Raw genomic sequence first — 12241 nt, 5'->3', positions numbered from 1 at the left:
TAAAAGATCGAGATACACGGGTCTACCACACCGTGGGGCGCTTCGGCGGCTTACGCCGCTACGACCCCATCGGTGTGCTCCCCCTAAAATCGAGCTTCGGTGAACGGCGCTACCACACCGCGGGGATTTTTTAGCGATTAATCAAAGCTTTTCAAACGTATCAGGATCGGGACCCAGACGTTTTCCGCTATCGAGCTTAGCAATCAGGCTCAGCTCATCTTTATCCAATCTAAAATCAAACACCCCAAAGTTTTCTTGAATACGTTTTGGCGTGACGGATTTAGGGATCACAATTAATCCTGAATCCAAGTGCCAGCGAATAACAATCTGAGCAGGGGTTTTCTCATACTTTTTCGCCAGCTTATGAATGATTTCAGTATCAAAAACGCCTTCACCACCCTGCGCTAGCGGGCTCCAAGACTCAGTGGCAATGTGATGGGTGGCATTCCACGCGTGCATGGTTTTTTGCTGCATCAAAGGATGGAGCTCAATTTGGTTCACGGTGGGTGAAACGCCCGTTTCATCGATTAGGCGCTGTAGGTGCGGGATGTTAAAATTACATACGCCAATGCTTTTAATCAGTCCCTGTTTTTTCAATTCAATCAGCGATTTCCACGCGGTAACGTATTTATCCTGTGCGGGAGCGGGCCAATGGATCAGATACAGGTCTATGTAATCTAACCGCAGCTTTTTTAGGCTTTCTTCCAGCGCCTTAGCCGCATTATCTTGGTCTGTGTTCCATAATTTAGTGGTGATGAAAAGCTCATCGCGAGCAATTGACGAGTTTGCTAACGCTTTGCCGACGCCTTCTTCGTTAGCATAAATGGCCGCAGTATCGATTGAGCGATACCCTGTCTCTAACGCCGTTTCGATAGCGGTGATGACCTGCTCATTCGAAGCCTGCCATACGCCTAAACCGAGCTGTGGCATGGTATTCCCGTCGCTCAGTTTGATAATAGGTTGTGTGGACATCGTTTTCTCCTTCAGTTGGATAGGCTAAACAGAAGCTCCATCCGATCCATACCCGCCATATTTCAAGCAGCATTTTTGTTGGCTGCGCTCAACTTGCCGCCTCAATGCAGCTCAAATTATTTTGGCTATGATGAAACATATCCTTTAAGCCTAGTCCAAAAAGATCGGTATGGACGAAGTAATTGGCTATAGCTTTATGGTCTGCGACAAGGTTATTGTGTTGTTAAAGATATTTTTACACCCCCGTGATTTCAAGGAGAGCACCCGTGTTTCAGCATGTAGACGCCTATGCAGGCGATCCGATTCTCTCGCTGATGGATACCTACAAACAGGATCCTCGAGCCGATAAAGTTAACCTCAGTATCGGTCTGTACTATGACGAAAAGGGAACTATTCCTCAGTTGAAAGCCGTTGCTGCTGCGGAAGAGATCCTAAATGCTCGCGAGGGTGCTGCGTCGTTGTATCTGCCGATGGAAGGATTAGCGACATACCGTAGCGCGATCCAGAGCCTATTGTTTGGTGATACACATCCAATGGTTGCTCAAAAGCGTATTGCTACGGTGCAAACTATCGGTGGTTCCGGTGCGCTGAAAGTTGGGGCCGACTTTTTAAAGCATTATTTCCCTGATTCTGAGGTGTGGGTCAGCGATCCAACGTGGGAAAACCATATTGCGATCTTCTCGGGTGCGGGCTTCAAAGTGCATCAGTATCCCTATTTCGACCCTGAAACGCTGGGTGTGAATTTTGATGCGATGCTTAACACGCTAAATCAGCTGCCTGCACGCAGCATCGTGTTAATGCACCCTTGCTGTCACAACCCAACGGGCTCAGATCTCACCAATGCGCAATGGGATCGCGTGATTGAAATCGCGAAAGCGCGTGAGCTTATTCCATTCCTCGATATCGCTTATCAAGGCTTTGGGGCGGGAATGGAAGAGGACGCCTATGCTATCCGCGCTATGGCTCAGGCAGAGTTGCCATGCCTCGTGAGTAATTCGTTTTCGAAAATTTTCTCTCTCTATGGTGAACGCGTTGGCGGGTTATCCGTGGTGTGTGAAAGCGAAGAAGCAGCAAGCCGAGTATTAGGCCAGTTAAAAGCGACCGTGCGCCGCATTTACTCCAGCCCACCTAACTTTGGGGCTCAGGTTGTGGCAACGGTGCTAAACGATCCGAAGCTTAAAGCCTTATGGCTGGAAGAAGTTGAAAGTATGCGTCTGCGTATCATTGAAATGCGCCGCACGCTGGTGGACGGCTTAAAAACCGTGTTGCCACAGCGCAACTTTGACTATCTGATGTCGCAGCGCGGCATGTTTAGTTATACCGGCCTCAGTGCTCAGCAGGTTGAACGGCTGCGTGAAGAGTTTGGCGTATATCTGATCGCCAGCGGCCGCATGTGCGTAGCGGGAATGAATCACGCCAATGCGCAGCGCGTTGCTCAGTCATTCGCTGCCGTTTAATCCTTATCGTTAATGAAGCTCTCGATATTCTCGGGAGCTTTTTTTATTTCTCATCTCCAATAGTTTTCCACTGAAAACAGCTACGCCAACTGTGAGACAGATCTCGTTGGAACTGAAAGGGCACATGCTGATGAATCACTCAAAATCGATAATGAGTGTCTATGCAAACAAAAGTTAGCGCATTACGGGAAAATTCCTATCTCTATGATTTTTAATATTTATTAAAAGAATTAAATTCTGCATTATTTTTAATGATTTGTTTTTGTGGTTATTAGGTTTAAATCGAGAGATTGATAGCTTGATATTGCTCACAAAATAATGAATGAAAACACATTCATCTTAATTACGATCGCCTTCCCAATTCCTTCTTAAACTTCTAAATCCCACTTTACTGTTTTTCAATGGCGGCTTAAAACAAACGCATGTTTAAAAACAAACAAGTGTCCAATATGACTAGCCGAGAAAAGCAGATATTGCAGCTTCTGAGACGTGATCCTTTGATCCCACAGCAGGAAATTGCCGATGTTTTAGGTATTAGCCGCTCTGGTGTAGCAGGACATATTATGAACTTAATGAAGAAAGGATATATAAAAGGAAAAGGATACATATTGTCTGAGCACAGCTATGTTGTCACCGTAGGCTCTACGAATATGGATGTATGCGGATACTCAGCCTCTAAATTAGTTTATGAAGATTCCAACCCAGGGAAAATAAAATGTACTCCAGGCGGTGTCGGGAGAAATATAGCGCAAAATATTGCCTTATTAGGGCGGGAGTGCCATCTGATTTCCGTAGTAGGAGATGATTTTTACGGTGATACTTTATTAGAGCAGGCAAAGTTAGCCGGTGTTCATATTGATAGTTTCCATAAACTGCATGGTGAAAGCACGTCAACCTATGTCTCTTTATTAGATGAAAGTGGTGAAATGCTGGTCGCTATTAATGATATGCGAATTTTAGAAAAACTGACGCCCGCATTATTGGCAACGTCAAAAGATCTTATTCAGCATGCCGGTGTATTAATTGTTGACTGCAACCTTACCGAAGATGCTTTGGCATGGCTATTTAGCCACGCTGGCAGTGTTCCAATATTTGTTGATACCGTATCTGCATTTAAAGCACCCAAGATCCGAAATTGGCTATCACATATTCATACGTTGAAACCTAATCGTCTTGAGGCCGAGATCCTCAGCGGGATGACGATTACTAGCCCTAAAGATGCGCCTAAGGCGGCTAAATGGTTCCATGACCAAGGCGTGCAGCGAATTGCGCTTAGCATGGGAGCGGCCGGTGTTTTTTACAGTGAAATTGATGGGCAAAGCGGGTGGTCGAGTCCTCTGCCGGTGAACATCGTCAATGTGACCGGGGCTGGTGATGCCATGATGGCTGGGCTGGCTAGCTGTTGGCTTGAAGACATGACGCTTGCCGAAAGTATCCGTTTTGCGCAGGGATGTTCCGCATTAACCCTTTCCTCTGAATTTACTAATAACCCTAATCTGTCGAATGGCAGTGTTCAAAAACTGTTGGAACTACAATCATGAAAAATAACGTTATGACCAATGAGTATCTGGATATTTCGCCGGAAGTTGCTGAGGCATTAGCCAATAATCGCCCTGTTGTGGCTTTAGAATCTACCATTATTTCTCATGGTATGCCTTACCCACAAAATGCCGAAACGGCGTTGGCGGTTGAGCAGCAAATCCGTGAAAATGGCGCAGTACCTGCGACGATTGCGATTATTAATGGCCGTATGAAAGCAGGCTTATCCCGCGAAGAGATTGAGCTGCTCGGCAAAGAAGGTCACAACGTGGCGAAAGTGAGCCGTCGTGACTTGCCGTTCATCGTTGCAGCAGGCAAAAACGGTGCTACTACCGTGGCCTCGACCATGATTATTGCCGAAATGGCCGGTATTCATGTCTTTGCCACAGGCGGTATTGGTGGTGTTCACCGCGGTGCTGAACAAACATTTGATATTTCAGCTGATTTACAAGAATTGGCAAAAACCAACGTGGCCGTGATTTGTGCCGGGGCCAAATCGATTCTGGATTTGGGATTGACCACGGAATATCTTGAGACGCACGGTGTACCGTTGATTGGCTATCAAACTCAGGTTTTACCCGCATTTTTCTGCCGTACTAGCCCATTCTCCGTCAGCATTCAATTGGATGAACCAGAGCAGATAGCGAAGGCGATGGCGACCAAGTGGCAGTCTGGTTTGGACGGTGGAATGGTGATTGCTAACCCGATCCCTGAACAATTCGCGATGCCTGAAGCTAAAATCAACGCGGCGATTGAGCAAGCGGTTCAGGAGTCGATTGAACAGGGGGTTCATGGGAAAGATAGCACACCATTCCTGCTGGCAAGAGTCGCGGAACTCACAGGAGGGGATAGCCTGCATTCCAATATCCAATTGGTATTTAATAATGCAAAACTAGCCGCTCAGATTGCATGTTGCTACCAGGAGACCGCAGCATAAAAATAGCGTTACTCCTTAAGTTTTATCCTGATATTAACAACTAAATAAAACGCCAACCTGAAAGGTGGATGGGCTTTTACGCTTATCCTCTTTCAGGTATATATCCATCATACTTCAAGCTGCATTTTTGTTGGCCAGCTCGTGCACCCGAATTACTTACTTGAGTAAGCTCATCGGGATTTATTCACTTGCCGCCTCAATGCAATTCGAATTATTTTGGGTATGGCTGCATATATCGAAAGGACGGATTTATGGACTTATTACGCAGCTTGTTGGGTATTGGTATACTCCTTTTAATCGCTTTTGTATTTTCTAATAATCGAAGAAAAATTAAAATAAGAACGGTTGGTGCGGCACTTTTATTACAGGTTATTTTGGGTGCAGTGATGCTTTATGTCCCTGCTGGCAAATGGTTGATCAACGCTATTGCGAGTGGCGTTAATAAGGTTATTTCATACAGCGATGCGGGTAGTTCATTTATTTTTGGTGGCCTAGTTGGCCCAAAAATGAATGTGTTATTTGACGGTGCTGGTTTTGTTTTCGCATTTCATGTATTGCCGGCAATTATTTTTATTACCTCGCTGATCTCGATTCTTTATTATATCGGCGTGATGGGCTGGGTTATTAATATTCTTGGTTATGTGTTCCAGAAAATGATGCGAGTGAGCAAAGTAGAGGCGTTTGCAGCGGTCACCACGATATTTCTCGGGCAAAACGAACTTCCGGCGGTGCTCAAACCATTTATTAGCAAAATGAACCGAAACGAACTTTTTACGGTAATTTGCAGCGGAATGGCGTCAATTGCGGGTTCCATGCTGGTTGGCTATGCGGGGTTAGGTGTGCCCATCGAGTACTTGCTAGCTGCGTCGTTGATGGCGATCCCCGGTGGGATCTTATTTGCGCGTATGCTCAGCCCCGCCACAGAGGAGTCTCAGGTTGAGTTTAGCCAGATGTCATTCAGCGATAAGCGCCCCGCGAGTGTTATTGAAGCGGCGGCGAGCGGTGCAATGCTAGGTCTGAAGATCGCCGTTGGCGTGGCGACGGTGGTGATGGCGTTTGTTGCGTTAATTGCGTTGATCAACGGCATCATTGGTGGCGTCGGTGGGTTGTTTGGTTGGTCAGGTGTCAGCTTGGAAAGCCTGTTGGGTTATATCTTCTCTCCGTTGGCATACATCATGGGCGTGAGCTGGGATAACTCTGCACTGGCTGGTGGTTTAATAGGACAGAAACTGGCGATTAACGAGTTTGTCGCGTACGTGAATTTCTCTCCCTATCTCAAGGATGCTGCGGGTGCTTTAGATCCAAAAACCATTGCCGTTATCTCTTTTGCTCTCTGTGGTTTCGCCAACTTTGGATCAATTGCGGTGGTAGTGGGTGCCTTTAGCGCTGTTGCTCCAGAGCGTGCATCGGACATTGCACGCCTAGGATTACGCGCTTTGCTTGCGGCAACTCTTTCCAACTTGATGAGCGCAACGATTGCAGGTTTGTTCATCGGGCTTGGGGCATTAGCGATAGTTTCATAATGAAAAAAGACACACGGTTACTGCTTTGTCTTGCGCTAAGCACCGGTATTTTATCCGGTGTTTGGGCATGGCTAGCCGAACAGTTGGTGCTCATGAGCTGGATTGGCTTTTTAGGCTGCACAACCTATTTTGCTATTCCCAGCAAAGGGCTGCTGGGTTTATGTCGTGGCCTAGCGGCTAATGTGAGTGGGGCAAGCTGGGCTGCCATTGCAATGGCTCTGACGGCCTCGACAGGTGTTAGTTACGCAGCAGCGACGACGGGGGCGATATCCTTCATGATGTGTGCTCAATCCCGACTGCGCGTGCTTTGCTTTGTGCCCGGCAGTTTTATCGGTGCCTGTGCGCTATTTGGCTCGCAGTCCGAGTGGTTATCGGTGGTTTTGGCGCTGTGCCTAGGAGGAATATTCGGTTTCCTGATGCAAAGCAGCGGAGCATGGATGGCAAACCAATGGAAGATAAATATAACTAATTAATATTAAACAAGTTAATTAATTTTTTAGCCCATGTATCAAAAATACATGGGCTTTTTTGCGCGAGTTTTCATGCCGAGGAAAATTGACTGCTGCAAACTATCTGTCTGGGGCGTAGGCTAACGAGGTCTTTACATAACTTTTGATGCTCAAAAGTTGCCGACTATTGTACAAAGAATATACTAGTTAAGGACGTCTGAAGATGTGGTATCAGCACACTATTGTTTTGCATGCAAAGCCGCGTGGTTTCCATCTGGTCACCGATGAAATTATCGAGAAACTCCCACAGTTAGCCTCTGTCGAGGTAGGGATATTGCATCTGCTGCTGCTGCACACCTCCGCGTCGTTAACCCTCAACGAAAACTGTGATCCCACTGTCCGTTACGATATGGAGCAACACTTCATGCGAACGGTCCCCGAAGATGCTCCCTATGAGCACGACTATGAAGGCGATGATGATATGCCTGCGCATATTAAGTCTTCGCTGTTAGGGGCTTCCTTAACGTTACCGATATGTCGGGGAAAGCTACAGTTGGGAACCTGGCAGGGGATATGGTTTGGTGAACACCGCGTGCACGGCGGTACGCGCCGGATCGTCGCAACTATACAAGGGGATATTGTTCATGAATAATTCGGCATTTTTGCAATACTGCATGGCTAAACCGGGGGCAGAGCAAAGCGTCCAAAATCGTTGGCGAGCAAATCAGGTTAAAGTAGGCGGCGTGATGTTTGCGATGGTCGACCATGTAGAAGGTCGTCCTGCCGTAGCGCTTAAAATGAGCTGTGAGCAGGCAGCGCAACTGCGCAGCGAACATAAAGATATTGTTCCAAGTCCTAACCTGAATAAAGCGCATTGGAGTACGATTTTCCTCGACGGTACCCTCAATGATTCTTTGCTCTATAAACTGGTTGATGGCTCTTATTCTTTAGCGCTTAACCATGTCGGTGAGCAAACCCGCCAAGGGCTGTAATCTCTCTTTAATATGTAAGCAGATAGCGAATGCCAAAATATAAAACGCCCCGATGATCGTTCTCATCGGGGCGCATTAATTTTCGGCTTGTAACGATACTCTATTTTTTAATAAGTAACGGTTTCAAGAATCTAGCAGTATGTGATTGCTCACACTCAGCCACCGTTTCCGGTGTCCCTGATACCAGAATCTGACCACCGCCACCGCCGCCTTCTGGTCCTAAGTCGACGATCCAGTCAGCTGTTTTTATCACGTCCAAGTTATGCTCAATTACCACGATGGTGTTGCCCTGATCGCGCAATTGATGCAATACCGCCAGCAGTTGCTGAATATCAGCGAAATGCAGGCCGGTGGTTGGTTCATCCAGAATATACAGGGTTTGGCCGGTCCCGCGCTTGGAGAGCTCGCGAGACAGCTTCACGCGCTGCGCTTCGCCGCCAGATAGCGTGGTTGCTGACTGACCTAAGCGAATATAGGATAGACCAACATCGATCAGCGTTTGCAGCTTACGCGCCAGCGCAGGGACTGCATCGAAGAACTCACGCGCCTCTTCGATCGTCATATCCAGCACTTCGTGGATGCTCTTGCCTTTGTATTTAATCTCCAGCGTTTCACGGTTATAACGCTTACCTTTGCATTGATCGCAAGGTACGTAGATATCCGGCAAGAAATGCATTTCAACCTTGATAACCCCATCGCCCTGACAGGCTTCACAGCGTCCGCCTTTAACGTTAAAGCTAAAACGCCCAGGGTTATAGCCGCGAGCGCGTGATTCAGGAACACCTGCAAACAGCTCGCGTACTGGTGTGAAAATGCCGGTATAGGTTGCAGGGTTTGAGCGTGGCGTACGGCCGATTGGGCTTTGGTCAATATCGATAACTTTATCGAAATGTTCCATTCCTTCCACCGCGCGATAAGGCGCAGGTTCCGCGAGCGTTGCACCGTTTAGCTGGGTTTGCGCAATCGGGAACAGGGTGTCATTAATCAGCGTGGATTTACCTGAGCCAGAAACACCGGTGATACAGGTGAAAAGCCCCACAGGCAGCGTTAGCGTAACGTCCTTCAGGTTATTTCCGCTGGCACCAATCAGCTTAAGTACTTTGGTGGCATCGGCAGGAACGCGTTCCGCAGGCACCGCGATTTCACGTTTACCGCTAAGGAACTGGCCGGTGAGGGACTCAGGCACCGCCATGATCTCATCCACCGAGCCTTGAGCAACGACTTCGCCGCCGTGCACGCCCGCACCTGGGCCGATATCAATCACGTAATCGGCTGCGCGAATGGCGTCTTCATCGTGCTCCACCACAATCACGGTGTTACCCAGATTGCGCAGGTGGATCAAGGTTTCCAGAAGTCGCTCGTTATCACGCTGATGTAAGCCGATTGAAGGCTCATCCAGCACGTACATCACCCCAACCAGACCTGCGCCGATCTGACTTGCCAAGCGAATACGCTGCGCCTCACCGCCGGAAAGCGTTTCGGCAGAACGGGACAAGCTCAAGTAGTTCAGGCCTACGTTAACCAAGAACTTCAGTCGGTCGCCGATTTCCTTCAGGATTTTTTCGGCAATCTGCGCACGCTGGCCCTGCAGTTTCAGATCGCGGAAGAACGTCAGAGCATCACCAATGCTAAGATCTGAAATCACAGGCAGCGTGGTGTTCTCAACAAACACATGACGTGCTTCTTCACGTAGACGAGTGCCGTGGCACGATGCGCATGAACGGTTGCTGATGAATTTCGATAGCTCTTCGCGTACCGCAGAAGATTCTGTTTCTTTGTAGCGGCGCTCCATATTGTGCAACACGCCTTCGAACGGATGGTTGCGCACCGTAATGTCGCCACGGTCGTTGATATATTTAAACTCAATCGACTCTTTGCCGGAGCCATACAGCACGGCTTTCTGCGTTTTAGCATCCAAACTACCGAACGGCGCTTCCACATCAAAATGATAATGGTCTGCTAACGATTTCAGCATTTGGAAATAGTAGAAGTTACGACGATCCCAGCCGCGAATTGCGCCGCCGGCCAGTGATAGCTCGGCGTTTTGCACCACGCGATCGGGATCGAAATATTGTTGTACGCCCAAGCCATCACAGGTTGGGCAAGCCCCTGCTGGATTGTTGAATGAGAACAAACGTGGTTCAAGCTCACGCATGCTGTAGCCACAAATTGGGCAGGCAAAGTTTGCAGAGAACAACAGCTCAGGCGCTTTAGCGTCATCCATATCGGCAACAATCGCGCTGCCGCCAGACAGCTCTAGCGCTGTTTCAAAGGATTCCGCTAAGCGTTGTGCCATGTCATCGCGTACTTTGAAACGATCGACCACCACTTCGATGCTGTGTTTCTTCTGAAGCTCCAGCTTGGGAGGATCGGAAAGATCGCACACCTCGCCGTCGATGCGAGCGCGGATATAGCCTTGTGCCGCCAGATTTTCCAGCGTTTTAGTATGCTCACCTTTGCGATCTTTGACGATCGGTGCCAGCAACATCAGACGCTTACCTTCCGGCTGCGTCAGCACGTTATCAACCATTTGGCTGACGGTTTGTGCGGCTAAGGGAACATCATGATCCGGGCAGCGTGGCTCACCAACGCGGGCAAACAGCAGACGCAGATAGTCATGGATTTCAGTGATTGTCCCCACGGTTGAACGCGGGTTATGTGAGGTAGATTTCTGCTCAATGGAAATTGCCGGAGACAGACCCTCAATGTGGTCAACGTCTGGCTTTTCCATCAAAGAAAGAAACTGACGCGCATAGGCAGACAACGATTCGACATACCGGCGCTGGCCTTCAGCGTACAGCGTATCAAACGCCAGAGAGGACTTGCCTGAGCCTGATAGCCCGGTCACAACAATCAGCTTGTCGCGAGGAATGATCAGATTAATATTTTTCAGGTTGTGGGTGCGAGCACCCCGTATTTCTATTTTATCCATTAACGACTTCCCGGATGAAGAACCCATCTCATTAGGCTTACCTACCGCTGTTTGCTGATAAATCGTACACAGCGGGCAACAGCGGAGTACCTATTGGGATAGGCTCTGGATAATCTTGGTCTGCGTAGCGTACTCGGTCGCTTAAAATACGCTAAGACCAGTAACGGCGCGGCCTGCTGCGATATTTGGCGAGTTTAGTAGTACACAACGATGCTTGAAACGATCAATTATGGCACAATAAAACCTGAATGAATATCCAGTATATGAATGCAAAATTGTTCTATGCTTAAACAATTAAGGAATCCACTTCACAGAAGCGAACAGTGATGCTGTTAGGGCTCTGGCGTGATAGAATTAACGGTTTAGACTACGCGCTATAATTATTTTTAGTGTGTACAAATTTACTTCATCAGGAGAATCGAAATGGCCAGCAGAGGCGTTAACAAAGTGATTCTTGTCGGGAATCTGGGTCAAGATCCAGAAGTCCGTTATATGCCGAATGGTGGTGCTGTAGCCAATATTACTCTGGCCACCTCCGAGACTTGGCGCGACAAGCAAACCGGCGAACAGAAAGAAAAAACCGAATGGCACCGTGTAGTGTTGTTTGGCAAGCTGGCAGAGGTTGCAGGTGAATATCTGCGCAAAGGTTCTCAGGTTTACATCGAAGGTGCTTTGCAGACCCGTAAGTGGACCGATCAGGCTGGCGTTGAAAAATACACCACTGAAATCGTCGTAAACGTTGGCGGCACCATGCAAATGCTGGGTGGACGTCAAGGCGGCGGCGCTCCTATGGGCGGCGGTCAGGCACAAGGGCAGCAGGGCGGTTGGGGTCAGCCTCAGCAGCCACAGGGCAATCAGTTTAGCGGCGGTTCTCAGCCAGCGGCTCGCCCACAGAATGCGCCGGCAGCTCAGCCACAAAGCAATGAACCTCCAATGGATTTCGATGACGATATTCCATTCTGATTTCTGTTAAAGAAATCAGCTCATAGCCCTGCATTGCGGGGCTTTTTTTTGAGTGGAAATCGAGAATGAAATATATCTCGGGTTTGGTTTTAGGGAGAAGGCAATGATTAGACGTATTTCATGGATCGCCGGTGCAGGCTCATGGCTGCTACCGCTGGTATTGCTACTGTGGCAGTGGCTGACAGAAGGGCAGCATCAGGCAACGGTATCGCCAGAAGCTTATAACGCATGGAAGATGTCAGTGCTGTTTGCCGATTTTAGCTTTGCAGGTGCTCTGTCTTTGCTGGCAGTGTTGCTGGGGGCTATGGCGCTAGCTAAAACGAAAGAGGATGAGGTTTTGCATCCGGGCAAGCGCATGCTGGAATTACTGGTTTTAGCTCTGCCGATGATGCTCTGCCTGTTCATTATGGGGATGTTGTTGGTTCACGGTTAACACGATCTGCGCATTGGCTATCGTGCTAAATGTGGGATGTGGGC

Annotated in this window: 11 protein-coding genes; 9 read left to right on the top strand and 2 right to left on the bottom strand. The window is 48.4% G+C overall.

Annotation, left to right across the window (positions count from 1 at the left end):
- Nucleotides 1-141: 141 nt before the first annotated feature.
- The gene (dkgA, locus tag AB3Y96_RS20325; protein ID WP_072310228.1) at nucleotides 142-972 is read right to left on the bottom strand and encodes a 2,5-didehydrogluconate reductase DkgA; all 831 of its coding nucleotides are present in this window, start codon (nucleotides 970-972) and stop codon (nucleotides 142-144) included.
- A gap of 266 nt (nucleotides 973-1238) precedes the next feature.
- Between dkgA and AB3Y96_RS20320 the strand changes: the two genes are divergently transcribed.
- The 7 genes from AB3Y96_RS20320 to AB3Y96_RS20290 all read left to right on the top strand — a co-directional run bounded on the left by AB3Y96_RS20320 (nucleotide 1239) and on the right by AB3Y96_RS20290 (nucleotide 7869).
- Nucleotides 1239-2429, top strand: a complete 1191-nt coding sequence (locus AB3Y96_RS20320) for an amino acid aminotransferase (protein WP_367300088.1) — start codon at nucleotides 1239-1241, stop codon at nucleotides 2427-2429.
- 449 nt (nucleotides 2430-2878) lie between these two features.
- Nucleotides 2879-3970, top strand: a complete 1092-nt coding sequence (locus AB3Y96_RS20315; protein ID WP_367300087.1) for a PfkB family carbohydrate kinase — start codon at nucleotides 2879-2881, stop codon at nucleotides 3968-3970.
- Nucleotides 3967-4905 carry a pseudouridine-5'-phosphate glycosidase gene (locus AB3Y96_RS20310; protein WP_367300086.1) on the top strand — a complete coding sequence of 313 codons (939 nt, stop codon included), beginning with the start codon at nucleotides 3967-3969 and terminating at the stop codon, nucleotides 4903-4905. Before AB3Y96_RS20315 ends, AB3Y96_RS20310 begins: the two co-directional genes overlap by 4 nt.
- A 251-nt stretch (nucleotides 4906-5156) precedes the next feature.
- Nucleotides 5157-6428, top strand: a complete 1272-nt coding sequence (locus tag AB3Y96_RS20305; protein WP_367300085.1) for a NupC/NupG family nucleoside CNT transporter — start codon at nucleotides 5157-5159, stop codon at nucleotides 6426-6428.
- The gene (locus AB3Y96_RS20300) at nucleotides 6428-6901 is read left to right on the top strand and encodes a DUF1097 domain-containing protein (RefSeq protein WP_367300084.1); all 474 of its coding nucleotides are present in this window, start codon (nucleotides 6428-6430) and stop codon (nucleotides 6899-6901) included. The genes AB3Y96_RS20305 and AB3Y96_RS20300 overlap by 1 nt, the downstream gene beginning before the upstream one ends.
- 199 nt (nucleotides 6902-7100) lie before the next feature.
- Nucleotides 7101-7529, top strand: coding sequence for a secondary thiamine-phosphate synthase enzyme YjbQ (locus tag AB3Y96_RS20295; protein WP_367300083.1), 429 nt, complete (start codon nucleotides 7101-7103; stop codon nucleotides 7527-7529).
- On the top strand, nucleotides 7522-7869 hold the full coding sequence (locus AB3Y96_RS20290) for an MmcQ/YjbR family DNA-binding protein (protein WP_004097014.1): 348 nt from the start codon (nucleotides 7522-7524) through the stop codon (nucleotides 7867-7869). Before AB3Y96_RS20295 ends, AB3Y96_RS20290 begins: the two co-directional genes overlap by 8 nt.
- Before the next feature lie 100 nt (nucleotides 7870-7969).
- Here the strand turns inward: AB3Y96_RS20290 and uvrA are convergent, their stop codons facing one another.
- Complete coding sequence (gene uvrA, locus AB3Y96_RS20285; protein ID WP_072310222.1) at nucleotides 7970-10801, bottom strand: excinuclease ABC subunit UvrA; 2832 nt, start codon at nucleotides 10799-10801, stop codon at nucleotides 7970-7972.
- 423 nt (nucleotides 10802-11224) lie between these two features.
- Between uvrA and AB3Y96_RS20280 the strand changes: the two genes are divergently transcribed.
- On the top strand, nucleotides 11225-11764 hold the full coding sequence (locus AB3Y96_RS20280; RefSeq protein WP_043488863.1) for a single-stranded DNA-binding protein: 540 nt from the start codon (nucleotides 11225-11227) through the stop codon (nucleotides 11762-11764).
- A gap of 103 nt (nucleotides 11765-11867) precedes the next feature.
- Nucleotides 11868-12197 (top strand): 1,4-dihydroxy-2-naphthoate prenyltransferase, encoded by a 330-nt coding sequence (locus AB3Y96_RS20275; RefSeq protein ID WP_367300082.1) that lies wholly within the window; start codon nucleotides 11868-11870, stop codon nucleotides 12195-12197.
- Nucleotides 12198-12241: the final 44 nt, after the last annotated feature.

It is taken from the genome of Hafnia alvei, assembly GCF_964063325.1.
GTDB classification, from domain to species: domain Bacteria; phylum Pseudomonadota; class Gammaproteobacteria; order Enterobacterales; family Enterobacteriaceae; genus Hafnia; species Hafnia alvei_B.
The sequence above is the reverse complement of the archived record's forward strand: the minus strand, read 5'-3'. Positions and strand labels throughout refer to the sequence as shown.